This window comes from Caballeronia ptereochthonis, from assembly GCF_001545075.1.
In the GTDB taxonomy this organism is placed as follows: Bacteria; Pseudomonadota; Gammaproteobacteria; order Burkholderiales; family Burkholderiaceae; genus Caballeronia; species Caballeronia ptereochthonis.
In genome coordinates this window covers 97394-122437 of the sequence record NZ_FCOB02000017.1, presented here as the reverse complement: position 1 = coordinate 122437, position 25044 = coordinate 97394, and the positions used below count along the sequence as shown (strand labels likewise).

At 65.6% G+C, this 25044-nt stretch carries 23 protein-coding genes; 16 read left to right on the top strand and 7 right to left on the bottom strand.

The features are described 5' to 3' along the window. Positions 1–72 precede the first annotated feature (72 nt). Positions 73–3042: a putative bifunctional diguanylate cyclase/phosphodiesterase gene (locus AWB83_RS19095; RefSeq protein ID WP_087047177.1), complete on the top strand. Its 2970-nt coding sequence runs from the start codon at positions 73–75 to the stop codon at positions 3040–3042. Between the two features lie 13 nt (positions 3043–3055). Here AWB83_RS19095 and AWB83_RS19090 read toward each other — a convergent pair whose 3' ends face one another. Continuing rightward, positions 3056–3265, bottom strand: a complete 210-nt coding sequence (locus AWB83_RS19090; RefSeq protein ID WP_087047176.1) for a hypothetical protein — start codon at positions 3263–3265, stop codon at positions 3056–3058. Between the two features lie 239 nt (positions 3266–3504). On the opposite strand from AWB83_RS19090, the gene AWB83_RS19085 reads away from it, so the two are divergent. Continuing rightward, positions 3505–4728 carry an ROK family transcriptional regulator gene (locus AWB83_RS19085; protein WP_087047227.1) on the top strand — a complete coding sequence of 408 codons (1224 nt, stop codon included), beginning with the start codon at positions 3505–3507 and terminating at the stop codon, positions 4726–4728. A 34-nt stretch (positions 4729–4762) separates the two neighbouring features. On the opposite strand, the gene AWB83_RS19080 is transcribed toward AWB83_RS19085, so the two are convergent. After that, a complete protein-coding gene (locus AWB83_RS19080) occupies positions 4763–5389 on the bottom strand; it encodes a LysE family translocator (protein ID WP_087047175.1) in 627 nt (208 codons plus the stop codon). Positions 5390–5520: 131 nt separating this feature from the next. Between AWB83_RS19080 and AWB83_RS19075 the strand changes: the two genes are divergently transcribed. The 3 genes from AWB83_RS19075 to hutI all read left to right on the top strand — a co-directional run bounded on the left by AWB83_RS19075 (position 5521) and on the right by hutI (position 9072). Next, positions 5521–5985, top strand: coding sequence for an Lrp/AsnC family transcriptional regulator (locus AWB83_RS19075; protein WP_087047174.1), 465 nt, complete (start codon positions 5521–5523; stop codon positions 5983–5985). Between the two features lie 170 nt (positions 5986–6155). Then, complete coding sequence (hutU, locus tag AWB83_RS19070; protein WP_087047173.1) at positions 6156–7844, top strand: urocanate hydratase; 1689 nt, start codon at positions 6156–6158, stop codon at positions 7842–7844. Positions 7845–7851: 7 nt separating this feature from the next. Further along, positions 7852–9072, top strand: coding sequence for an imidazolonepropionase (gene hutI, locus AWB83_RS19065; protein ID WP_087047172.1), 1221 nt, complete (start codon positions 7852–7854; stop codon positions 9070–9072). A gap of 69 nt (positions 9073–9141) precedes the next feature. Here hutI and AWB83_RS19060 read toward each other — a convergent pair whose 3' ends face one another. After that, positions 9142–9396, bottom strand: coding sequence for a GlsB/YeaQ/YmgE family stress response membrane protein (locus AWB83_RS19060; protein ID WP_061123355.1), 255 nt, complete (start codon positions 9394–9396; stop codon positions 9142–9144). 232 nt (positions 9397–9628) lie between these two features. Between AWB83_RS19060 and AWB83_RS19055 the strand changes: the two genes are divergently transcribed. Next, entirely contained in the window at positions 9629–10117 is a 489-nt protein-coding gene (locus AWB83_RS19055) for a hypothetical protein (RefSeq protein WP_087047171.1), read from the top strand. Between the two features lie 98 nt (positions 10118–10215). Here AWB83_RS19055 and AWB83_RS19050 read toward each other — a convergent pair whose 3' ends face one another. Together AWB83_RS19050 and AWB83_RS36150 are read right to left on the bottom strand one after the other, a co-directional pair. Continuing rightward, positions 10216–12024, bottom strand: a complete 1809-nt coding sequence (locus tag AWB83_RS19050; RefSeq protein ID WP_087047170.1) for an OmpA family protein — start codon at positions 12022–12024, stop codon at positions 10216–10218. A gap of 137 nt (positions 12025–12161) precedes the next feature. Then, a complete protein-coding gene (locus AWB83_RS36150; protein WP_143750078.1) occupies positions 12162–12398 on the bottom strand; it encodes a hypothetical protein in 237 nt (78 codons plus the stop codon). 149 nt (positions 12399–12547) lie between these two features. On the opposite strand from AWB83_RS36150, the gene AWB83_RS19045 reads away from it, so the two are divergent. After that, positions 12548–12844, top strand: a complete 297-nt coding sequence (locus tag AWB83_RS19045; protein ID WP_087047169.1) for a YciI-like protein — start codon at positions 12548–12550, stop codon at positions 12842–12844. 1 nt (position 12845) lies between these two features. On the opposite strand, the gene AWB83_RS19040 is transcribed toward AWB83_RS19045, so the two are convergent. Together AWB83_RS19040 and AWB83_RS19035 are read right to left on the bottom strand one after the other, a co-directional pair. Further along, entirely contained in the window at positions 12846–13838 is a 993-nt protein-coding gene (locus AWB83_RS19040; protein WP_087047168.1) for a LysR family transcriptional regulator, read from the bottom strand. A 187-nt stretch (positions 13839–14025) separates the two neighbouring features. Next, positions 14026–15291 carry a mechanosensitive ion channel family protein gene (locus tag AWB83_RS19035; protein WP_087047167.1) on the bottom strand — a complete coding sequence of 422 codons (1266 nt, stop codon included), beginning with the start codon at positions 15289–15291 and terminating at the stop codon, positions 14026–14028. 216 nt (positions 15292–15507) lie between these two features. Between AWB83_RS19035 and AWB83_RS19030 the strand changes: the two genes are divergently transcribed. From AWB83_RS19030 to AWB83_RS18990, 9 genes are all read left to right on the top strand, one after another. Then, entirely contained in the window at positions 15508–16491 is a 984-nt protein-coding gene (locus tag AWB83_RS19030; protein WP_087047166.1) for a MurR/RpiR family transcriptional regulator, read from the top strand. Continuing rightward, complete coding sequence (locus AWB83_RS19025) at positions 16488–17465, top strand: isoaspartyl peptidase/L-asparaginase family protein (RefSeq protein ID WP_087047165.1); 978 nt, start codon at positions 16488–16490, stop codon at positions 17463–17465. The genes AWB83_RS19030 and AWB83_RS19025 overlap by 4 nt, the downstream gene beginning before the upstream one ends. Next, positions 17462–19366 (top strand): dipeptide ABC transporter ATP-binding protein, encoded by a 1905-nt coding sequence (locus AWB83_RS19020; RefSeq protein WP_087047164.1) that lies wholly within the window; start codon positions 17462–17464, stop codon positions 19364–19366. The genes AWB83_RS19025 and AWB83_RS19020 overlap by 4 nt, the downstream gene beginning before the upstream one ends. 55 nt (positions 19367–19421) lie before the next feature. Then, entirely contained in the window at positions 19422–20981 is a 1560-nt protein-coding gene (gene gsiB, locus AWB83_RS19015) for a glutathione ABC transporter substrate-binding protein GsiB (protein ID WP_087047163.1), read from the top strand. A gap of 49 nt (positions 20982–21030) precedes the next feature. Next, entirely contained in the window at positions 21031–21951 is a 921-nt protein-coding gene (gene gsiC, locus AWB83_RS19010) for a glutathione ABC transporter permease GsiC (protein ID WP_087047162.1), read from the top strand. A 7-nt stretch (positions 21952–21958) separates the two neighbouring features. Continuing rightward, on the top strand, positions 21959–22849 hold the full coding sequence (gene gsiD, locus AWB83_RS19005; protein ID WP_087047161.1) for a glutathione ABC transporter permease GsiD: 891 nt from the start codon (positions 21959–21961) through the stop codon (positions 22847–22849). Beyond that, positions 22846–23871, top strand: a complete 1026-nt coding sequence (locus tag AWB83_RS19000) for a DmpA family aminopeptidase (RefSeq protein ID WP_087047160.1) — start codon at positions 22846–22848, stop codon at positions 23869–23871. The genes gsiD and AWB83_RS19000 overlap by 4 nt, the downstream gene beginning before the upstream one ends. Further along, a complete protein-coding gene (locus tag AWB83_RS18995) occupies positions 23868–24695 on the top strand; it encodes a M55 family metallopeptidase (protein ID WP_087047159.1) in 828 nt (275 codons plus the stop codon). Before AWB83_RS19000 ends, AWB83_RS18995 begins: the two co-directional genes overlap by 4 nt. A gap of 87 nt (positions 24696–24782) precedes the next feature. Next, a complete protein-coding gene (locus tag AWB83_RS18990; protein ID WP_244197797.1) occupies positions 24783–25019 on the top strand; it encodes a hypothetical protein in 237 nt (78 codons plus the stop codon). Positions 25020–25044: the final 25 nt, after the last annotated feature.

The following is a 25044-nucleotide window of genomic DNA, read 5'->3' as shown; positions in this document are numbered from 1 at the left end:
GATCTTTTGCGGCTCCGCCGCCGCTTGCCCCGTCGCATCGGGGCGTGGGCGCACACGGGGGTTTTTCCAGGTATGGCGTCGGTTATTCCAGCTTCCTTATCGAGATTCAGACGCACGGGCTCGTGGATCGACGACGCGCTGTACGCGGTCGCGGTTTATGCCGTGCCGTTCCTGATTTTGCTCGGTACGCTCGCGACGCTTTATTTTCTGCCGCGCCAGTACGAAACGCGCGGCGCGGTTCCGCTCGCGTTGCGTGTCGTCGCCGATAAGGGCGATATCGCCGATCCCGCCGACGCGCTCGAAGCGCTGCGCGGCGCGGCGCCCGTTTCGCGCTACAGCACGCGTCTTTCCGAAAAGCCGATCTGGTTCAGTTTCACCACGCCCAGCATGAGTTCGGATTCGTCGACGGTCGTGGAATTGCCTTCGCGTCACGCGCAAACGCTTGCCTGCTGGAATGCGAGCACCCTCGCGCCGCTCGGCCGCGCGGATCGCGACAGCGTAAGCGGCGAGATGCGCGTGGTGAAGGCGGGCTTCTCCATTCAGGTCGGCCGGCTCAAGCAGTCTGAAAACATTCTCTGCCGCGGCACCTTTTCGGGCCCGGCGCAAATCAATGCCTTCGCGTGGGACTGGCCGGGCCTGCGCAATTCGGCGCTCGATTTTCAGGAGAGCTCGGGACTCATCGCCGGCGGTTTGCTGACGCTCGCGGTGTTCGTGTTCGTCACCGCGCTCATCAATCAGGAATGGACGTATGTGATTTTCGCGGTGTGGCTCGTCGGCAATCTGCGGCTGTGCGCAAACGCGATGGGCTGGGACATGCAATGGCTCGGCCGCCTGCTGCCGTCCGATTTCATGCAGCCGTTGCGGCAGTTCACTTTCGCGGCCTATTACCTGCTGACCGCCGCGCTCTTCCAGCAGCTCTTCCGCCGTGAATTGCGCGTGGTCGGCTATCGCTGGCTGCTGCGCGTGATCCAGTATGTCGGCATCGTGCTGCTCGCCGCGGCGCTCACGCTGCCGTATGCGTATTTCATCCCCACGCTGTGGATCATCGCGGGCTTCGGCATCTGCGTGCTGCTGTTCTTCCTTGCGCGGCTCGTCTGGATGGCGCGCTCGCGCACCGTGCTCTGGTACGTGGCGTCGCTCGGCGTCGTGCTGTTCGCCACCTTCTCCGAAGTGCTCGGCGCGGCCTTCGGGCTGAAGGTGCTGGTCGGCGGCGTCAACACGGTGATGGCCGCGCTCTCGTCGAGCATGATGGCCGCCTTTGCGATCGCCGAGCAGATGCGCGCCGAGCGCGACTTCCGCCGCCAGGCGCAGATGGAATTGCGCAACACCTACGAAGTCACGCCGATCGGCCTCTTCACGCTCGACCCGGATGGCCATTTCGTTCGTGCCAATCCCGCGTTGCGCGCCATGCTCGATCTGCAGAAGGCCGACTACAAGGCGCGTCACTGGAACGACTACTTCGAGGCGGGCGCGTGGGGCGCACTGCAGGCGCTGGCGTCGAAGGGCAGCGACGGCGAACTCGAGATGAGCGGCTCGGCCGAGCACGGCACCGGCGAGCGGCGTTATTTATTGAAGGCGATCCGCTCGAACGGATGGATCGAAGGCTCGCTGCAGGACACGACCGAGCGTTCCAAAGCCGTCGAGCGCCTGCGCTTTCTCGCGGAGCATGATCCGCTCACCGGCTCGCTGAACCGACGGGGCATCGAGAAGGCGATCTCCGCGCAGAGCGACGAGACACTGCCGTGGGCGTTGGCTTATGTCGACCTCGACCGCTTCAAGCTGGTCAACGATCTCTTCGGCCACCGCTGCGGCGACGAAGTGCTGCGTCAGGTCGCGGCGCGCACGCGGGCGCACTTCGCGCGCAGCTATCCGGTCGGGCGCATCGGCGGCGACGAGTTCGTCTGCGTGATGCACGATACGTCGATCGAGGACGCCATCGCGCAATGCCGCGAGCTCATCTCGATTCTGTCCGATGCGCCGTATCAGGTCGGCAATCGCGCGTTCCAGGTGAAGGCGTCGATCGGCCTCGTGGAATGCTCGCAGGGCGTGCGTGTGCAGGACGCGCTCTCGCATGCCGACCGCGCGTGCCGCGAGGCGAAGAAGGTCGCGCACACGCATCTCGTCACGTATCGCAAGGGCGCGGCTGCGTTCGAGGAGCGCGCGGAGGAGCTGAGGCTCGTCGAGACGCTCGGGCGCAATCGCCTGCCGCCGGGACTTTTCCTCGTGATGCAGCCGATCATGTCGCTCTCGGCGCCGACCGAATCACTCAATTTCGAAGTGCTGCTGCGCATGCGCGCACCCGACGGCGCCACGCTGCCCGCAGGCAAGGTGATCGTCGCGGCGGAGGAGTCGGGCAACATCGCGGCGATCGACCGCTGGGTCATCTCGACGCTGCTCGAATGGATCGAGGCGCATCAGCATCGGCTCGGCAACACGCAGTTCATCTGCGTGAACCTCTCGGGCGGCTCGCTCAACGACGAGCAGTTCATGGAGGACATCTTCGCGCTCTTCGCGCGCTACCAGTCGATCGTGCATTACCTCTGCCTTGAGATCACGGAGAGCGTGGCGCTGCACGATCTGGAGAACACGCAGCGCTTCATTGCGCGGGTGCACGACATGGGCGGCAAGATCGCGCTCGACGACTTCGGCGCGGGCTACACGTCGTTCAAGTATCTGAAGGCGCTGTCGGCCGATGCGCTCAAGATCGACGGCGAATTCGTGCGCTCGATGTGCGCGCATCCGGCGGATATCGCGATCGTCGAGGCGATCGTCGCGCTCGCGCGCAACCTCGGCATGCGCAGCGTGGCGGAATGGGTCGAGGACGTCGATACGCTGCGCGCGTTGCAGGAAATCGGCGTGGATTATGTGCAGGGCTTCCTGGTCGCGCGGCCGCAGGAAAGCTCGGCGATTCTGGCGGCGAGTTCCGCCGCGAGCTTCCTGAAGGACCCGGAAGTGGTGCGCTTCGTCGAATGCCTCTCGGAGCCCGCGCAGGCCACCGTATTCGACTACGAATGGCATGCGCGCGCGTCCGGCACGCACTGAGTGCAGGAAACGCTCAGGCCGTCTTCATCTCGCTCAATACCTTCGCCGCCGCGATGGGAATGCGCGTGTCGTCCCATTGCGCGAGCCACTGAATCTCCTTGCGCGTGAAGTAGCCGGGATGGTTGCGCAGCGCGAACTGCAGCGAATCCACGATGTGATCGCGAATGATCTGCGGCGCGTCGCTGTCGTTGACGATCGCGTGAAGGGCTTCCAGTGTGCTCATTTTTTTGAAGGACGAGAGTCGTTTGAATAAGGCTTCTCGCCGAACATAACCGACTAAAAATCGAAAAAAATATTGATGCCGGCGCCCGCGGCTTCGGCTTGCGCCAAACGCCTGCGGATACGCGCTTGATAAAATCACCCCGGACGCCTTTACTAAATAAAAATACTGGATTTAATCGAACGGGGACGAGCATATGAACGATGTCCGGCGTGCGCGCCTGGATCGCGAGGTTCGAGCCGATGTCTGAACGAACGGCGCGGCAAGCCTCGATGCACTCGGTCGGCTCGAATCAGCTCGGTATGCGCCAGTTCAACGAGCGCATCGTCCTGCAGGCGATCCGGCTGCACGGCGCGCTGCCCAAGGCCGAAGTCGCGCGCCTGACGCGCCTGTCGATGCAGACGGTCTCGCTGATCGTCGATCATCTGATCGAGGACGGGCTGCTCGCGAAGGAGCCGCGCACGCGCGTGCGCGGGCGCATCGGCCAGCCGTCGGTGCCGATATCGCTGCGCGCGGACGGCGCGTTTTCCATCGGCGTGAAAGTGGGGCGGCGCAGTCTCGACGTGCTGTCGATGGACTTCGTCGGCACCGTGCGCGCGCGCGAGACGCTGGAGTATCCGTACCCCGATCCGCGTACGCTCTTTCCCGCGCTGGAGGAGCGGCTCGCGCGCGTCACCGCGGCGCTCGGCGACAACGCGCGGAAGATCGCGGGCATCGGCGTGGCGGCGCCGCTGTGGCTCGGCGGCTGGCGCGACTTCTTCGACACGCCGCCCGATGCGCTGGCCGCCTGGAACGACATCGACATTCGCGAGCGGATTCAGGCGCTGACCGCGCTGCCTGTCGAGTTCGCCAAGGACACCACGGCCGCATGCGCCGCCGAGCTCGTGATGGGCGAGGGGCGCGCGCTGCGCAACTTTCTGTATGTGTTCATCGGGACGTTCATCGGCGGCGGTCTGGTGATCGATGGCCGGCTGCACGCGGGTCCGGGCGGGAATGCGGGCGCGATCGGTTCGCTGCCGCTCGCCAGCGGCGGCAACGGCAAGCGGCCGGGGCAATTGCTCAACACGGCGTCGGTGTACGTGCTGGAGAAGGCGTTTGCCGCGGCGGGCGCGCCGGCCGCCGCGGCGCACGACGGGCGCGCGTGCTCGCCGGAATTGCGTCCGCTAGCGGAGGCGTGGATGCGCGAGACCTGTCCCGCGATTGCGACGGGCATTGCGTCGTCGGCCGCGTTGCTCGATCTGGAAGCGGTGGTGATCGACGGGGAGATCGACCGGACCTTGCTGCGCGAAGTGATCCGCAGAACCGATGACGCGCTCGCCGGCTTCGACTGGCAGGGCATGACGCGCCCGCGCCTCGTCGAAGGGCAGATCGGCCCCGACGCCCGCGCGATGGGCGGTGCGATTCTGCCGCTCTATGCGCACTTCGCGCCGAAGCACGAGCTTTTTCTGAAGCCTCTTGAAGCCTGAGGACGGCGGCGCGCAACACGCGCCGCGCCGGGTCCTAGTCCAGCGACAGCCGCACGGCGAACCCCAGCAACGCCGCTGAGAACGTCCAGCGCTGAACCGTCTGCGCTTTCGGGTGACGCCTGAGCCAGCCCGAGATGCGCACCGCACCGGCGGCCAGCGTGAGGTCGAACATGATGCCGACCGCCACCAGCACCACGCCCAGTTCCAGGACCTGCGACCATACGGGGCCGGCCTCCGGACGCACGAACTGCGGCAGCAGCACGGAGCAGAAGAGCAGCGCCTTCGGATTGAGGATGCTGCTCAGGATGCCTTTCGCGCAGGCGGCGCGCAGTGTGGAGGCGGCGGCCTGTCCGGGCGCCGCGTCGAGCCCGAACGCCGGTGATCGGAAAATCTGAATCGCGACGTACGCGAGATACAAGCCGCCTACGATGCGCACGCCGTCATAGAGCCACGGCGCGCTGCGCAACAATGCCGCGACGCCGAGCGCCGAAAGCGTCACGTGCGCCGCGCGCGCGGTGGCGAGTCCGGCGGCCACGGCGAGGCCATGCCGCAGGCCGCGCGTGGCGCTCGTCTGAAGCACGAGCGCCATGTCCGGTCCCGGCAGCGCATAGACGACGGCGAGCGCGCCGATGAAAACCCAAAGCAAGTGTGCCGAGACCATGAAATATGCTCCTTGTTCGAAGGCCGTATCGTGCCACTTCGGATGGGGCGCTTTCTGGCCTTTTGCATCGCACTCGCTTTGAACGATGCAGCTTTCCTCTAGAATCTACGAAAATCAAAGAGGAAAACGCCATGACCGCACTCGACCGTATCGACCGCGCCATGCTCGCCGCGATCCAGCAGGACGGACGCCTGCCCGTCGCGAAACTCGCCGAGCGCGTCGGCCTGAGCGAGACGCCCTGCGCGCGCAGGCTCAAGCGGCTGGAAAGCGACGGCTATATCGACGGCTATCGCGCGATCCTGTCGCGCAAGGCGCTCGAACTGGGCGTGGTCGCGTTCGCGCAAGTGCGCTTCAGCGTTCACGACCGCGCGCTGTCCGACCGCTTCGAACGCGAGATTCAGGGCATCGAGCGCATCGTGTCGTGTCACAACATTTCCGGCACGGCGGATTATCTGCTGCAGATCGTCGCGCGCGATCTCGATGAATATGGCGTCTTCATGCGCGACGTGCTGCGCACCTTGCCCGGCGTGACGGCCGTCGAGTCGATGCTCTCGCTCCGGGAAGTCAAACGCGATGGCGGATTGCCGCTTCGGTGATGCGCATTGTCTATACAAGAATGGGTGTTAGACCGCACTGCGCCGCCTCGAAGCCTCGGGAATTCCCTAATACAACCAAAGTTGTATATACAAGATGATGGGATCAATTCGACGCGGGTCGTCGCCCGCGCTCGTTCTCCCTCTCATTTCTTGATACGCAGGAGCCATCCGTGACCTCATCCTCCCGTTTCCGCGATACCGAGATCCGCGCGCCGCGTGGCGTCGAACTCAACGCCAAAAGCTGGCTCACCGAAGCGCCGCTGCGCATGCTGATGAACAATCTCGATCCCGAGGTGGCCGAGAATCCGAATGAACTCGTGGTCTACGGCGGCATCGGGCGGGCGGCGCGCGACTGGGCGTGCTACGACAAGATCGTCGAGACGCTGAAGCGCCTCGAAGCGGACGAGACGCTGCTCGTCCAGTCGGGCAAGCCGGTCGGCGTGTTCAGGACCCACGAGAACGCGCCGCGCGTGCTGATCGCCAATTCGAACCTCGTGCCGCACTGGGCGACCTGGGAGCATTTCAACGAACTCGACGCGAAGGGCCTCGCGATGTACGGCCAGATGACGGCCGGCAGCTGGATCTACATCGGCAGCCAGGGCATCGTGCAGGGCACGTACGAGACCTTCGTCGAAGCGGGAAGGCAGCACTATGGCGGCGATCTGAAAGGCCGCTGGGTGCTGACCGCCGGGCTCGGCGGCATGGGCGGCGCGCAGCCGCTCGCGGCGACGCTCGCGGGCGCGTGCTCGCTGAACATCGAGTGTCAGCAGAGCCGCATCGATTTCCGTCTGAAAACGCGTTACGTCGACGAACAGGCAACCGATCTCGACGACGCCCTCGCGCGCATCCGGCGTTACACGTCCGAAGGCCGCGCGATCTCGATCGCGCTGTGCGCGAACGCGGCGGACGTGCTGCCCGAACTCGTGCGTCGCGGCGTACGCCCGGACTTCGTGACCGACCAGACGAGCGCGCATGATCCGCTCAACGGCTATCTGCCGAAGGGCTGGAGCTGGGCGCAATACCGCGATCGTGCGCAGAGCGATCCGGCGGCCACGGTGAAAGCGGCGAAGCAGTCGATGGCGGAACACGTGCGCGCGATGCTCGCGTTTCGCGAACAGGGCGTGCCCACCTTCGACTACGGCAACAACATCCGCCAGATGGCCAAGGAAGAGGGCGTCGAGAACGCGTTCGATTTCCCGGGCTTCGTGCCGGCGTATATCCGGCCGCTCTTCTGCCGTGGCGTCGGTCCGTTCCGCTGGGCGGCGCTCTCGGGTAATCCGGAGGACATCTACAAGACCGACGCGAAGGTGAAGGAGCTCATCCCGGATGATGCGCATCTGCATCGCTGGCTCGACATGGCGCGCGAGCGCATCAGTTTTCAGGGGCTGCCGGCGCGCATCTGCTGGGTGGGACTCGGACAGCGCGCGAAGCTCGGCCTCGCGTTCAACGAGATGGTGCGCAACGGCGAGCTGTCGGCGCCGGTCGTGATCGGCCGCGATCATCTCGATTCAGGTTCGGTCGCGAGCCCGAATCGCGAAACGGAAGCGATGCGGGACGGCTCGGACGCCGTGTCCGACTGGCCGCTGCTCAACGCGCTCCTGAACACGGCGAGCGGCGCGACGTGGGTGTCCATCCACCACGGCGGCGGCGTCGGCATGGGCTTCTCGCAGCATGCGGGCGTCGTGATCGTCTGCGACGGCAGCCGTGAAGCCGACGAACGCATCGCGCGCGTCCTGCACAACGATCCGGCGACCGGCGTCATGCGTCACGCCGATGCGGGCTACGACATCGCGATCGAATGCGCGCGCGAGCAGGGTCTCGATCTGCCGATGATCGAAGGCGCCAACGGCCAACGATGAGCAAACGATGAAAAAGCTCTGGCAACGCTGTCACGCCGCGACAATGGCGCGCGGCGAGTACTCGATTATCCAGGACGCGGCGATTCTGACGGACGGCGCGCGCATCGAATGGATCGGGCCACGCGAAGCGGCGCCGGATATCGGCGAATGCGAGCGTGTCGATCTCGAAGGCGCGTGGGTGACGCCGGGGCTGATCGACTGCCATACGCATCTCGTGTTCGGCGGCGATCGCAGCGCCGAGTTCGAAGAGCGGCTTCAGGGCGTGAGCTATGCCGATATCGCGGCGCGCGGCGGCGGCATCGCGAGCACCGTGCGCGCGACGCGCGAAGCCAGCGAAGACGCGTTGTTCGAGACAGCGAAGTCACGCGCCCTCGGCCTGATGCGCGAGGGCGTGACCGCGCTCGAAGTGAAGTCCGGTTACGGGCTCGATCTCGAAAACGAGCGCAAGATGCTCGCCGTCGCGAGGCGTCTCGCCGATGCGCTGCCGCTCACCGTGCGCGCGACCTGCCTCGCGGCGCACGCCTTGCCGCCGGAGTACGCGAATCGCGCGGACGACTACATCGCATACGTCTGCGATGAAATGCTGCCGGCCCTCGTGGCCGACGGTCTCGTCGATGCCGTCGATGCGTTCTGCGAGCACATCGCTTTCTCTACGCAGCAGGTCGAGCGCGTGTTTCGCCGCGCGCATGAGCTGGGCGTGCCCGTCAAGCTGCATGCGGAGCAACTGTCGTCGTTGCACGGATCATCGCTGGCGGCGCGCTATCAGGCATTGTCGGCCGATCATCTCGAATACATGACCGAAGAAGACGCGATCGCGATGGCGCGGTCGGGCACGGTCGCCGTCCTCTTGCCCGGCGCGTTCTACATGTTGCGCGAGACGCAATCGCCGCCGGTCGATGCGCTGCGGCGGCACCGAGTGCCGATCGCGCTTGCAAGCGATCTCAACCCCGGCACGTCGCCGGCGCTTTCCCTGCGCCTGATGCTGAACATGGGCTGCACGCTGTTTCGAATGACGCCCGAGGAAGCGCTGGCCAGCGTGACCGTTCATGCGGCGCGGGCGCTCGGTCTCGACGCGACGCATGGCTCGCTCGAAGCCGGCAAGGTTGCCGATTTCGTCGCCTGGCGCATCGGCAGGCCGGCGGAGCTCGCGTACTGGCTGGGCGGCGCGCTGGCCAATCGCGTCGTGCGCGGCGGCGAGGAGATCGATTTCGATCGCATCGCCCAATGAAAAGACGCCTCGTCCGAACCGGACGAGGCGTCTGTCAAAGCCGAAAAAATGCAACGTTTCGGCGCGGCGTTACGAACTGCGCTTGCGGATCATGCCCCAGACGACGAGAAGAATGATCGCGCCGATCACCGAGGCGATCCACCCGGCCGGCTGCCCGGGCTGATACCAGCCAAGCGCCCGGCCGACGTAACCCGCGATCAGCGATCCGGCGATGCCGAGCACGATGGTCATGATCCAGCCCATGCTGTCGTCGCCCGGCTTGATAGCGCGCGCGATGAGACCGACGACGAGTCCGACGATCAAAGTACCGATGAATGCAAGCATGCGGTTGCTCCTTGACAGAGTTTTACTGCTTTTAGACGGCGTTACCGATTGATTCCGGGTGCATCCCGGTACATTCAAAGTATCACGGCGCAATGGGTTTGGGTATGACATGCGCCTGCCCGACAAGCGGGACTGGCCATTCGGCCAGCGCTTGAAGCACGAACGGTGCCGCGTGCATGCGTCAAGGTAAAATTCATGGCATTGCCTCACTGCATGCCTGCACCGCAACGATATGACCGACTCCGATTTCGCTTCCACCGATGACGCCATCCATGAAGACCGCCTCTGGCGCGACGACGGCTGGACCGCCCGCGTGATCAAGAACGAGGACGACGACGGCTGGGCCGTCGAGATGATTCAGGCGGGCGAGTCCGAGCCCGCGCTCGTCGGCCCGTGGACCATGGGCCGCGACAAGAAGAACCCGAAGCCGCTCGATGCCGCCGCGTTTCGCACGCTGGTCAAGACAGCCTCGGAGGTCTTGCGCCGCCATGAGCAGCAGCGTCACGCGATGCTGCACAAGAACATCACCATCGACGTGAACGGCGAGGAGATCACGGTCGCACTGGAAATCGTTCCCGACGAGGACGACCCGTACGCCAACCTCAAGGCCTTCGATACATTCGGCACGCAACTGGCCCACGTGCGTGTCTCGCCCGCGTTCAAGCTCAACAAGGCGAGCGCGGAGCGCTGGGCCGAGAACGAGTTCGCCAAGCCGAACTGATCGAGCCGATTGCGCCGGGAAAACGCGCGCAGATGAAAAACGCCGTCGCGTATTGGCGCGACGGCGTGATGAAAAGATAGCGAGAGTCGAACCGGCTTTCAGTGCTTCGCGACGACGAATTCGATCCGGCGATTCGCGAAGCGTCCGCTCGCGGTCTCGTTGTCGGCGACAGGATTCGCGTCGCCGTAGCCCGCGGCCGTGAGCGACTGAGGCGGCACGCCGGCTCGCACCAGGAATCCGCGGACGGCCTGCGCACGTTCTTTCGACACTTCCAGCTTCGCCGGCGCCGTGCCTTGCGAATCCGAATAGCCCGCGACTTCGAGACTCACCATCGATCCCTTCGCTGCGCAAGACTTGAGCAATTGAGCCGTCTCGCCGAGGGTCGCGTAGGCGCCTTCCGGCACCTGTGCGCTCGAGCGCGGGAAATTGATGACCTGCAGGTCGAGAACCTTGGTTAGCTTGTCGCCGGAGCAAGGGGTGTCGGTCGCGAGCAGGGTCTTCATCGCTTCGCGAAACGACTGCGTCGCGTGGGCGACCGCACTGTCCACGTCGAAGGACGAAACCTGGAACAGGCCGCCGAGCGAGCCTTTCAGACGATCGATCCAGCCCAGCCTGGCGTCGGCAGCCGTGCCGCTCAGCTCCACTTTCGAGCCGCTGAGCTTCGCTTCCGCGCCGGGCACGGCCATGAGCGGAGTGAAGTCCTTCAGGCGCGCGAGCCAGGTCGCAGGACGCGTTTCACGAATGACCGAAACGTTCGCCGTATAGCCCTTTCCGAAGCGCAGGCTCAGGGCATCGAGCAATTGCGTTTTTTCCGCCTCGGTGCCGACCGTGGCCTGGATCTTCGGGACGCCTGCCTGATTGACGTTGAATGCCAGCTGCGCGTCTTTCCAGTCGGCGGTCGATGCCGCCGGCGCGGAAGCAGGCTGGGCCGCTGCAGTCACGTCCGACGCAGGCGCGGCTGCCGACGCGGGCGCCGGCGCGGCGTCCGCGGGTTGCGCATCCAGCGGCGCTGCCGACGACGCCGGCTGTGCCGCCCTCTCGACCGGCTGCGTCGCTGGAGCCGCGCTGAGATTGATCGTCCCGCCTTGCGTGAAGCCGCGATAGTAGACCGCCGCCAGTACCGCGGCCAGCAGCGCGAACAGCAGCCAGACCCATTTGTTCGAACGCTTAGGCGCCGGCTTGCGTGCGGGCGGCCGCAGGGTGGGAGCAGACGGCTGCGCGGTCCTGGCCGCGGGTGCGGCTTGCACGGCGGTTTTCGCGACGGGTTCGGGGGCGACTGCAGCCGCGCCGTCGCTGACGTCGCGATCCGCCAGAACGGATGCGACGGCGTCGAGACGCGTGGTGATGCAACTGGTGAAGCCTTCCGTGTTGCCGACACCAATGGACGACGCGACCGCGTTCGACATCGACGCATTGATCTCGAAAACCTGATCGCGCAACAGCCTGGGCAGTTGCGGCGCGCTCCATTGCGCGAGCAGGAAGTGACGCTTCATGATGCCGAAGAGCAGGGCGGCGACGATGCCGGCGAGCGCCGAGGTGGCTTGCGTCGGCACGCCGGTTTCGGCGGAAACGGTGTCGGTCAGCGCATCGATTCGCCGGCCCGTCGCGAGCGCGGCAAGCGCATGACCGCTGGATTCGAGCTGCTTGAGGCCGCCGGTCGTGGCGATCAGACGGGAAAACTGATCGACGATGTGCGCGTCGGTCTCCGGCTGCATGACGACGGAATACACCGACTGCGAACCTGGGGCGAGCGTCGCCCGTTCCATGAGCGAAGCCACGAGTCCGGGCACGATGCGCGCGGCCACCTGGCGGATGATCTGCGCGGAAATGCCGAACTGTTGCGACAGCTGTTCCGCGATGTTTTCCGAGACTGCGGAATTGACCGCCTGGACCAGATTGATGCTCATCGACTGACTTTCCTTTCTACATGAACGCTTAAAGCGAGCGCAAGCGCGCAGCGCATTCTATATGCGCAGTTATCCTAAAAAGGAGCGTGCAAACTTATTGACGAAAACGGTGCGTCGGTGCGACTCGATCGAGGTTTTCAGCGTGCGCGCGGCCCGATATCGGCGAAGAACTTGATGATTCGCTTGATGGCGATGCCGAGCCAGGACGGCTCCGCGGGCGCGTTTTCGTGGTTTTTCACGGTCAGCGCGACGAGCGACAACAGGGAGTGAGAGCGAATCAGCGCGCGGTAGGATGCGTCGAGTGGCGATGTCCACGCACACGAGCGGCAGTCATGCTTCGGGCACGTATTGCAGGGAGGTTGATCGCGATTCATGGCAGAGTCCTTATCGAGTATCCGCACATGATGTCCGATGCGGTATCGTTAGGCGATCAGACGCTTCCGATTGAAGTCTTAATTTTGCTTTCGAAATTAAGACAAAATCACTTGATCCACGAAATATCCATCCACCGAGGGAGACGGCGATGCACTATCTGTTGGTCTACGAACTTTGTCCGGATTATCTGGAGCGCCGCGGGCAGTTTCGCGACGCGCATCTCACGCTGGCCTGGGCGGCGGTCGAGCGGGGTGAGATCATATTGGCGGGCGCGCTCGACGCACCCGTCGATCGCGCGATGCTGCTGTTTCACAGCGATTCGCCCGCCGTCGCGGAAGCGTTCGCGAAGAACGATCCTTACGTGACGAACGGGCTGGTCGAGCGTTGGGAAGTGCGCAAATGGAACACGGTCGTGGGCGCGAACGCGGCCACGCCCGTGCGTTAGATCACGCGTCGGCGGTTTCCTCCTCGGGCCGGTCCCGGCGCGCGGGGCCGCGACGCCGGGCCGCGCGATAAAGGCTCGTGAGCGTGTCGTCGATTTGCTGCGACCGCTCGAAGAGCGCCGCCAGCCAGTCGACGAACACCGACACGCGCGGCGTCGCCTGCCGGCTCTTCAGGAACGCCACCGACACCTTGAGCGGCGGCGATTTCCACTGCGGCAGCACCTCGAGCAGCTGCCCGGAGCGCAGATAAGGCTGCGCCGCGACGCGCAACGGCTGGATCAGCCCGAGCCCTTCGAGGCCGCACGCCAGGTACGCGTGCTCGTCGGCGACCTGCACGAAGCCGCGCATCTTCATCGTGACGGGCTCGCCGTCGACGTCGAAATCGAAGTCGGCGGGGCGGCCGCTTTTCTCGGAGACGCAATTCACCGCGACGTGCTGTGCAAGCTCGTCGAGCGTCTCGGGGAGGCCGTGCTTCTCCAGATACGCGGGGCTCGCGCACGTCACCTGCTCGAGCATACCGAGCCGGCGCGCGATCAGGCCGGAGTCGGGCAATTCGCCGAGCTGCACGCTGCAGTCGACGCCCGCGCCGACGAGATCGACATTGCGGTTGCCGATGCCGATCGACAGCTCGATCTGCGGATAGCGCGCATGAAACTCCGGCAGCGCGGGCACGACGATCGAGGTCGCGACGGTATCGGGCATTTCGACGCGCAGCCGTCCGCGCAGGCGCTCCTCACCCGCGCCGAAACCGGATTCCAGCTCGTCGATATCGGCGAGGATCTGCGCGCAGCGCTCGTAATAGGCCGCGCCGTCGACGGTGAGATTCAGGCGCCGTGTCGTGCGTGCGAGCAATTGCACGCCGACCAGCGCTTCGAGTTGTTGCACGGTCGTCGAAACGCTCGCGCGCGGCATGCCGAGCGACTCGGCCGCGCGCGTGAAACTGTTCGTATCGACGACACGCGTAAAGACACGCATGGCATGGACGCGATCGATCACGTTGAGTTTTCCTTTTATGACGATTGGATGGCGATGCGCGAGAAAAAGCGACTCCACCGCGGCTATGAAGCTGCGGAAAACAGGCGCATCGGCGATGTTTAAATCGTACGGACGGAAGGCGTCAACGTGAATACACAAAACTGGAGGATTCTTGCCTGATTCTTTTTGACAGCGGGAATCCGGCAAGTCAGAGCATCGGCATTTCGCCGCGCAGACGGCCCGCGACGCCGGCGAAGTCCGTGCCCGATGGCGCCTGATAGAGCCGCAATCCCATCTCCGGAAGTATCGACAGCAGATGGTCGAATACGTCGCCCTGAATGCGTTCGTATTGCGTCCACGCGGTCGTCGCGGTGAAGCAATAGATTTCGATCGGAATGCCTTGCGACTCGGGCTCCATCATGCGGACCATGATCGCCATGTCCTGGCGGATTTCCGGATGCCGCTGAAGATAGGCGAGCCCATACGCGCGGAACGTGCCGATATTCGTGAGCCGCCGCCGGTTCGCGGGTTCGTTCGCCAGTTCGCCGAGATTGCGGTTCGCCTGCTCGACTTCGGTCTGCTTCTGCTCCAGATATTCGTGCAGCAGGCGAAAGCGCATCAGGCGCGCGGTTTCTTCTTCGGAGAGAAAACGCACGCATTGCGCGTCGATGCGCAAGGTGCGCTTGATGCGCCGCCCGCCCGATTCGAACATGTGCCGATAGTTGCGGTAGCTCTCGGAGAAGAGCTTGTAGGTCGGCACGGTCGTCACGGTGTTGTCCCAGTTCTGCACCTTGACCGTGTGCAGCGCGATGTCCTTCACGAAGCCGTCGGCGGCGGCCTGCGGCATTTCGATCCAGTCGCCGATGCGCAGCATGTCGTTCGACGTCAGCTGCGTGCTCGCGACAAGCGACAGCAACGTGTCTTTGAACACGAGCAGCAGCACGGCTGACAGCGCGCCCAGGCCGGAGAGCATCCAGAGCGGCGAGCGGTCGATCAGGATCGAGAGCACGAGCACGCCGCACACGAGCGCGAGCGCGAGCTTGCCGATCTGGATATAGCCCTTGATCGAGCGAGTCTGCGCTTCCTTGCTTTCGGCATAGACTTCCTGCCACGCCGACAGCGCGCTGCCCGCGGCGAGAAATGCGCAGATCCACGCGCCGCCGTGCGCGACGCGCCCGATGACCGTCGCCCAGTGGCCGACGCGCGGCACCTCGTCGATGCCGAGCGCGACGGTGGCGAAGGGCACCGCATACCACAGCCGGTGATAGGCGCGATGCCGGATGAACGCGCGGTCCCACTTCGCGTGTCCGGCCAGCACGAGCAGGCGGTGCGCGAGGTGCAGCACGATGCGCGCGACGACCCATTGCAGAAACAGCGCGATCAACGCGAGCGCGACGAAACCCGCGAGCATTTGCGCCCACGGATGCGCGGCGAGTTGTTGCGGCAGCGGATCGGGAAGAAAGTCGAAATTCATACTTTTTGTTCAGGGTGAAGAAGGCGCGCGCGTGCGCGCTTGCAGAGCCGTGCGCCCAGTATTGTGCATGAACGTGCGCGTCCGATGCATCGAATGCGGCGGACGCGCGGGTCTTATCGGAAACCCCGAGTCGGATGAAAATGAATTTTTTTTGGCGGCGTTTTCGAGTAAATATAGTTTCATCGCCGCTATCGCAACTAAGGTTCCGCGCATTCCATGTCCCGTTCCCTGCCGGTTCGTGCACCGGCGAAAGCCGACGATCTGATCGCTGCGCGCATCGCCGCGGCCATGCCGACGCTCACGCCGATCCATCGGCGCATGGGTGCGTTCGTGCTGGCGAATCTGTTCCGCTCGGCGACGATGCGCATCGACGAACTGGCGGGCGCGGTGGGCGCGTCGGTCGCCACCGCGAACCGCTTCGCGCGTGCACTCGGCTTTTCCGGCTATCCGGCGTTCCGCGAGGCGCTCGTGCGCGGCTTCGAGGCGACCATCGCGCCGGTCGAGCGCCTGCGCACCGCGCTCGAGTCGCCTGCGAGCGGGGCCGAAGTGTTCGATGCGTCGCTCGCGCAGGCGGCGGCGAATCTTCGTCTTGCCCAGACATCCGTGGATGGCGCGAAGGCCCAGGCGATCGTCGAGACGATCCTGGCCGCGCCGCGCGTCTTCGTGATCGGCTACGGCGCGAGCGCGTTTCTCGCGGGACTGATGGAGCACGGGCTCACGCCGTATTGCGCGAACGTGCAGTCGCTCGCGTTGACGGGCGGTCCGTCGCACGCGGCGCGGCGGCTTTTCACGGCGTCGCGCGGGGATGTGCTGATCGCGATCGCGTTCCCGCGCTATGTCGGCGACACCATCACGCTCGCGCGGCTCGCGCGCGAACACGGGCTGCGCGTCGTCGCGCTCACCGACAGCGCCGCGTCGCCGCTCGCGCAGGTGGCGGAGCTCGTGCTGACGATCCGCGCCGAGCGGCGGCTCGCGGCGAATTGCGATACGGCGGTGCTCGCCGTCATCGAGGCATTGTGCGATGCGGTCGCGCACCGGGCGAAACGCCCGGTCGAGGCGGCATCCGGATTGACCGAGTTCGTCCTGCCCTGGCTCGTCGCGCCGTCGATGCTGAACGGCGCGAAAGCGAAGCAGCACACGCCGGCGCCGCGCCGCCACACGACGAAAAGACAAACCCACACGGAGCCGCGCGAGTCATGAACGCCACACCAGTCATTGCCATTCACGGCGGCGCCGGCACGATCCTGCGCAGCGCGATGAACACCGAGATGGAAGCGCGCTATCACGCGGCGCTCGCGGACATCCTGCGCGCGGGCGAGCGCGTTCTCGCCGAGGGCGGCAGCGCGCTCGACGCCGTCACCGAAGCGGTGCGCCTGCTCGAGGACTGTCCGCTCTTCAACGCGGGCCACGGCGCCGTCTTCACGGCGGCGGGCACGCACGAGCTCGACGCATCCGTCATGGACGGCGCGACGCTCGAAGCCGGCTCGATCAGCTGCGTGACGCGCGTGAAGAATCCGGTGCTCGCCGCGCGCCGCGTGCTCGACGTGAGCGAGCACGTGATGTTCACCGGGGCGGGCGCGGAAGCGTTCGCGCAGGCGCAGGGGCTGGAACTGGTCGATCCGTCGTACTTCCGCACCGAGGCGCGCTATCAGCAATGGCTCAAGGCGCGCGGCACGTCGGGCACGATGCTCGATCACGACGCGGCGACCTTCGCGTTCTCGAACGCGCCGGCGGAGGACGATCCGATCGATCCCACGAAGAAGTTCGGCACGGTCGGCGCGGTCGCGCTCGATGCGCATGGCCATCTGGCCGCGGCCACGTCGACGGGCGGCATCACCAACAAGCAGGCGGGCCGCGTCGGCGATGCGCCGCTGATCGGCGCGGGCTGCTACGCGAACGACGCCACCTGCGCGGTCTCGACCACCGGCACCGGCGAGATGTTCATCCGCATGCTCGCGGCCTACGACGTCTCGGCGCAGATGGAGTATCGCGGCGTGTCGCTGGACGATGCGGCGAGCGACGTCGTGAGGAACAAGCTGCCGCGCATCGACGGGCGCGGCGGCCTCGTCGCCGTCGATGCGAAGGGCAACGTCGCGCTGCCCTTCAACACGGAAGGCATGTATCGCGGCTTTGCGCGCGTGGGCGAGCCGCCCGTTACGGCGATCTATCGATGATGAACGCGCCTTCGACACCTCCGGATTCCCGCGTCATCGACGTGCGCGATCTGTCGGTCTCGTTCCGCTCGCGCTCGCGCACCGTCGAAGCCGTGCACGGCATCTCGTTTTCCGTGGATCGCGGCGAGACGCTCGCGATCGTCGGCGAATCCGGCTCGGGCAAGTCGGTCACGTCGCTCGCGCTGATGCGGCTGGTCGAGCACGGCGGCGGGCAGATCGTCTCGGGCAGCATCGCGTTCAGGCGGCGCAACGGGAAGATGCTCGATCTGGCGAAAGCATCGTCGGCGACGATGCGCAGCGTGCGCGGCGCGGACATCGCGATGATCTTCCAGGAACCGATGACATCGCTCAATCCGGTCTTCACGGTCGGCGACCAGATCGCGGAAGCGATCGCACTGCATCAGGGCAAGAGCCGCTCCGAGGCCCGCGCCGAAGCGTTGCGCCTGCTCGATCTCGTGCGCATTCCGGAATCGCGCCGCGTGTTCTCGCGCTATCCGCATCAGCTGTCGGGCGGCATGCGCCAGCGCGTGATGATCGCCATGGCGCTCTCGTGCAAGCCCGCGCTCCTGATCGCGGACGAGCCGACCACCGCGCTCGACGTCACCATCCAGGCGCAGATCCTGCAACTCGTGCGCGGCCTGCAGGACGAGATGAACATGGGCGTCATCTTCATCACGCACGACATGGGCGTGGTCGCGGAAGTCGCCGACCGCGTGCTCGTGATGTATCGCGGCGAGAAAGTGGAGGAAGCGCAATCGGACGCGCTGTTCCATGCGCCGCAGCATCCGTACACGAAGGCGCTGCTCGCCGCCGTGCCGACGCTCGGCGCGATGCGCGGCACCGATCGCCCCGCGAAATTCCCGATTCTCGAAGTGGAACCCGTGGAGATCGCGCCGGACGATGCGAGCGCGTTGCGCCCGTCGGAGGCGGTCGAGCGGGAGACGCAGCCCGCCGTCGACGAAACCGTCAAGCCGATCTTGCGCGTGCGCGATCTCGTCACGCGCTTTCCGGTCAAGAGCGGCTTGTTCGGCCGCACGACGGCCGCCGTGCATGCGGTCGAGCGCGTGAGCTTCGACCTGCGCCCGGGCGAGACGCTCGCACTCGTCGGCGAATCGGGCTGCGGCAAGTCGACGACGGGACGCTCGCTGCTCAGGCTCGTCGAGCGCCAGAGCGGCACCATCGAATTCGACGGGCGCGACATCAGCAAGCTCGAAGGCCACGAGCTTCAGTCCCTGCGCCGCAATATCCAGTTCATCTTTCAGGACCCGTTCGCGTCGCTCAATCCGCGCCTGACGGTCGGCTTCTCGGTCATGGAGCCGCTGCTCGTGCACGGCGTCGCGAGCGGCCGGCAGGCGCAGGCGCGCGTCGACTGGCTGCTGGAGAAAGTCGGCTTGCCGCCGGAGGCCGCGCAGCGTTATCCGCACGAGTTCTCGGGCGGCCAGAGGCAGCGCATCGCGATCGCGCGGGCGCTCGCGCTGAATCCGAAAGTCGTGATCGCCGACGAATCCGTCTCCGCGCTCGATGTCTCCGTGCGCGCGCAGATCGTCAATCTGATGCTCGACCTGCAGCGCGAACTGGGCGTGGCGTATCTCTTCATCTCGCACGACATGGCCGTGGTCGAGCGCGTGAGCCATCGCGTGGCGGTGATGTATCTCGGGCAGATCGTCGAGATCGGGCCGCGCGCCGCCGTGTTCGAGGCGCCGCGTCATCCATACACGAGAAAGCTGATGAGCGCGGTGCCGGTCGCCGATCCATCCCGCCGGCACGCAAAGCGCATGCTCGCCGCCGACGAGATTCCGAGCCCGATCCGCAGCCTCGGCGACGAGCCGATCGTCGCGAAGCTCGTCGCGGTGGGACCGGATCATTACGTCGCCGAGCATCATGTCGGCGGCGCGTACTAGAAGCACTTCCACTTGAAGCGAAGCGAACCATAACGTCAAGCCAAGGAGTCCAACGATGCCGTCCTCTCGTCCTTTCCAGTTGCGCGCGCTGATCGCAGCGGGCGCATTCGCGACGCTCGCCGCGCTCGGTCCCGTCACGTCGGCGCATGCGCAAAGCACCGCCGTGATGGCCGTCGCCTCGACCTTCACGACGATGGATCCGTACGACGCCAACGATACGCTCTCGCAGGCCGTCGCCAAGTCGTTCTATGAAGGCCTGTTCGGCTTCGACAAGGACATGAAGATCCGCAACGTGCTCGCGACGAGCTACGAGGCGAGCCCCGACGCGAAGGTCTATACGATCCATCTGCGCCAGGGCGTGAAGTTCCAGGACGGCACCGACTTCAACGCGGACGCCGTGAAGGCCGTGTTCGACCGCGTCACCGATCCGGCGAACAAGCTCAAGCGCTACAACCTCTTCAACAAGATCGAGAAGACGGAGGTGGTCGATCCCTACACGGTGAAGATCACGCTGAAGATTCCGTTCTCGGCGTTCATCAACGTGCTGGCGCATCCATCGGCGGTGATGATCTCGCCGACCGCGCTCAAGAAGTACGGCAAGGACATCGCGTTTCATCCGGTCGGCACGGGCCCGTTCGAGTTCGTCGAATGGAAGCAGACCGACGACCTGAAGGTGAAGAAGTTCGCGGGCTACTGGCAGAAGGGCTTGCCGAAGATCGACATGATCGACTGGAAGCCGGTGGTCGACAACAACACGCGCGCCGCGCTCATGCAGACGGGCGAGGCGGACTTCGCGTTCTCGATTCCGTTCGAGCAGGCCGCGACGCTCAAGGCGAGCCCGAAGGTGGATCTGATCGCCGCGCCGTCGATCATCCAGCGCTACGTCAGCATGAACGTGCTGCAGAAGCCCTTCGACAATCCGAAGGTGCGCGAGGCGATGAACTACGCGATCAACAAGGAAGCGCTCGTGAAGGTCGCGTTTGCGGGCTATGCCGTGCCGGCCGAAGGCGTGGTGCCGCCGGGCGTCGATTACGCGACGAAGCTCGGGCCCTGGAAATACGATCCCGCGAAGGCCCGTGAACTGCTGAAGGAAGCGGGCTACCCGAACGGCTTCGAAACCGTGCTGTGGTCGGGCTATAACCACACGACCGCGCAGAAGATCATCCAGTTCGTGCAGCAGCAGCTGGCGCAGGTCGGCGTGAAGACAACGGTGGAAGCGCTCGAGGCCGGGCAGCGGGTGCAGCGCATCGAAAGCGCGCCCGATCCGAAGACGGCCCCCGTGCGCATGCTGTACATCGGCTGGTCGTCGTCGACGGGCGAGGCGGACTGGGCGATTTCGCCGCTGCTCGGCGGCTCGTCGTTCCCGCCGAAGCTGTTCAACACCGCGTACTACAAGAACGATCAGGTCGACGACGATCTGCAAAAGGCACTCGCGACCACCGACCGCAGCGAGAAGGCCAAGCTCTACGCCGATGCGCAGAAACGCATCTGGGCCGATGCGCCGTGGATCTTCCTCGTCACGGAAAAGGTGGTGTACGCCCGCAGCAAGCGTCTTTCCGGCGCGTACGTGATGCCCGACGGCTCGTTCAGCTTCGACGAGATCGCGATCAAGTAAGTCGCCATTGGCCGGGCCTTCGCGCCCGGCCCGTTTCAGGTCCATCACGATGCTCAACTTCCTCGCCAAACGCCTGCTGGGTCTTCTGCCGACGCTCTTCATCGTCGCGGTGCTCGTGTTCTTCTTCGTGCACATGCTGCCGGGCGATCCCGCGCGCCTCGCCGCCGGGCCGGAAGCCGACGAAGCGACCGTCGCGCTCGTGCGCGCCGATCTCGGCCTCGACAAGCCGCTGCCGCGGCAACTGGTGAGTTTCTTCGGCAAGGTCGTGCATTTCGACTTTGGCATGTCCACGCGCAGCAAGCGGCCGGTATCGACGGAGATCGGCGAGCGTTTCATGCCGACGTTCTGGCTCACCATCGCGAGCATGGTGTGGGCGGTGATCTTCGGCATGGCGATCGGCATCGTGTCGGCGGTGTGGCGCAATCGCTGGCCGGATCGCCTCGGCATGACGCTCGCGGTGTCGGGCATTTCGTTTCCCGCCTTCGCGCTCGGCATGCTGCTGATGGAGATCTTCTCGGTGAAGCTCGGCTGGCTGCCGATCGTCGGCGACGGCACATGGAAGGGCTATGTGCTTCCCTCGATCACGCTGGGCGCCGCGGTTGCCGCGGTGATGGCGCGCTTCACGCGCGCGTCCTTCGTCGAGGTGCTCGGCGAGGACTTCGTGCGCACCGCGCGCGCCAAGGGCGTGCACGAGCCGATGGTCATCGTGAAGCACTGCCTGCGCAACGCGATGATTCCCGTCGTCACGATGATGGGCCTGCAATTCGGCTTCCTGCTCGGAGGCTCGATCGTCGTGGAGAAGGTGTTCAACTGGCCGGGCCTCGGGCGCCTGCTCGTCGACGCCGTCGAGATGCGCGACTATCCGGTGATCCAGGCGGAAGTGCTGCTGTTCTCGCTGGAGTTCATCGTGATCAATCTGATCGTGGACGTGCTGTACGCGGTCATCAACCCGACCATCCGTTTCAAGTGAGGACCGCATGAGCGTGACAGCCGAAACGGCGGCCACCGCCGCGCAGGAAATCCGCACGCCGTGGACAGAGTTCTGGCGCAAGTTCAAGCAGCAGCACGTGGCGATGATCGCCGCGGTGTTCGTGCTGCTGCTGATCGTGATCGCGATCATCGCGCCATACATCGCGCCTTACGATCCGGAGAATTACTTCGATTACGACGCGCTCAACGCGGGTCCGTCGGCCGCGCACTGGTTCGGCGTCGATTCGCTGGGACGCGACATCCTGAGCCGCATCCTGGTGGGCAGCCGCATCTCGCTGTGGGCGGGCCTGCTATCGGTCGTGATCGGCGCGGTGATCGGCACGTTCTTTGGCCTGCTCGCGGGCTATTACGAAGGCTGGTGGGATCGCATCGTGATGCGCATCGCGGACGTGCTGTTCGCGTTTCCCGGCATTCTGCTCGCGATCGGCGTCGTCGCGATTCTCGGCAACGGCATGGTGAACGTCGTGTGCGCGGTCGCGATCTTCAGCATTCCCGCGTTCGCGCGGCTCGTGCGCGGCAACACGCTCGCGCTGAAGCATCTCACGTATATCGAAGCGGCGCGGAGCATCGGCGCATCGGACTGGACGATACTCGCGCGACACATCCTGCCGGGAACGATCTCGTCGGTGGTCGTGTACTTCACGATGCGCATCGGCACGTCGATCATCACGGCGGCCAGCCTCTCGTTCCTCGGACTCGGCGCGCAGCCGCCGACGCCGGAGTGGGGCGCGATGCTCAACGAAGCGCGCGCCGACATGGCGATGGCGCCGCACGTCGCGATCTTCCCGAGCCTCGCGATCTTCTTCACGGTGCTCGCGTTCAACCTGCTCGGCGACGGCCTGCGCGACGCGCTCGATCCGAAGCTCGACCGTCCATGATGCAGGCGCCGCCTATCGGTACGCTGCAAGCGGGCCCGCGCGGCACGATCGCCGATGTCGCGGGCGTGACGGTCGGCCATTGCACACTCGATGAAGGCGCGATACAGACGGGCGTCACCGTGGTTCGTCCGCATCGCGGCGACGCGTACCGCGACAAGGTGCCCGCCGGCGGATGCGTGATCAACGGCTTCGGCAAGAGCATCGGGCTCGTGCAGGTCGAGGAGCTCGGCGTGCTGGAGACGCCGATCGCACTGACCAACACGTTCGGCGTCGGCACCGTGGCGAATGCGCAGATTCGCGCGGCCATCGAGGCGAATCCGCAGGTCGGACGCGAGGAGCCGAGCGTCAATCCGCTCGTGTTCGAATGCAACGATGGTTACCTGAACGACATGCAGGCGCTCGCCATCAATGAAGCGCACTACATGAACGCGCTCGATGCGTGCAGCGACGACTTCGAGCGCGGCGCGGTGGGCGCGGGGCGCGGCATGTCGTGTTTCGAGCTGAAGGGCGGCATCGGCTCGGCGTCGCGCCTTTTCGACATCGGCGAGCACGCGTACACGGCAGGCGCGCTCGTGCTCGCAAATTTCGGCCGCCTGGCGCAGCTCACGATTGCCGGCGAAGCGGTCGGACGCGCGCTGCAATCGGCGCGCGCGTCGCAGACGCAGCCCGAACGAGGCTCGATCATCATGTTGATCGCAACCGACGCGCCGCTCGACGCCCGGCAGCTGCGGCGTGTCGCGATGCGCGCCGCGGCCGGCCTCGCGCGCACCGGTTCGGTCTACGGACACGGCAGCGGCGACATCGCGCTGGCTTTTTCGACCGCGTACACCGTGCCGCACGACGCGGACTTCATCGCCGTGCCGCCGCTCGCCGGCGACGCGCGGCTCGATCCGCTGTTCCAAGCCGCCGCGGACAGCGTCGAGCAGGCAATCCTCGATGCGCTCTTCAGCGCGGAGACGGTTGCCGGGCGCGACGGTCATCGGCGCATCTCGCTCAACGAAGCATTGAGAACGCGATCATGAAAGTGCTCATCTCGGTGGACATCGAAGGCATCGCGGGCGTGTTCCATCCGGAGCAGACGCGTGCCGGCAACGGCGAATACGAGCAAGCGCGCCGCTGGATGACGCGCGAGGCCAACGCGGCCGCATTGGGCGCCTTCGAAGGCGGCGCGTCGCAGGTGTGGATCAACGATTCGCATGGCGGCTTCCGCAACCTGGTGCCCGACCTGCTCGACGCGCGCGCGCGGCTCGTGCTCGGCAAGCCGCGCACGCTCGGCATGATGGCGGGGCTGGAAGGGGCGCCCGAGCTGGTGTTCATGATCGGCTATCACGCGCGCGCGCAAAGCCGCGGCATCTTGGCGCACACGATCAACAGCACCGCCTTCGCGCGCGTCACGCTCGACGGCGAGGAGGCCGGCGAGGCGGCGCTCTACGGCAGGCTCGCCGAAGAGCGCGGCGCGCGCGTCGCACTCCTGACGGGCGACGACGTGTTCGGCGCCGAGACGCTGCCCGCTTTCCCCGGCGCGCGCTTTCTCTGCGTGAAGACCGCGCATGGCTATTCGAGCGGCGTGACCGAAACGCCCGCCGCCGCATGCGACGCCATCCAGCTCGCCGCGCGCGAGACGGTCGAGGCGGCGTCGTCGACGGTGCGGCATGCACAGCGCGTGTCGGTCACCGATCATCGCTGCGAATTGCGCGTGCAGACCACCGCGTTCGCCGATCTCTTCTGCCAATGGCCGACGCTCGAGCGCGTCGACGCCGTGACGCTCGCCTTCGATGCGCCGTCGGTCGAGCATGTCGTGCGGACGTTAAATTGCCTTTCGGCAATGTCCTTTATGCTACGGTGAGTGCCTCAACTCGGCACTGAGTATCGTTAGAATGGAGCCACTCGCGAGACTGGCCTTGTATCTGACATGTTTTTGCAGGCGATGCTCATGCACGAAGTGAAGCTCGAACACAACGACGACGAAGTGCTCGAGCCCGCGGACCCGCAGCTTGTCATGCGCGGCTCGCTTTTCATCGACGGCCGCGATGCCGGCTGCTGGGAAGCGCGCCGCGACGGCACGTGGACGGCGCATGTGCGGCACATGTGCGGCACCGCGCGGGCTGGATCGTGGATCGTGGAGCCGAGCCGCGCGGCACTGATCGAGCGGCTCGCCCGCGAGGCATGAGTCCGAATAATTTCGAATCGGTTTG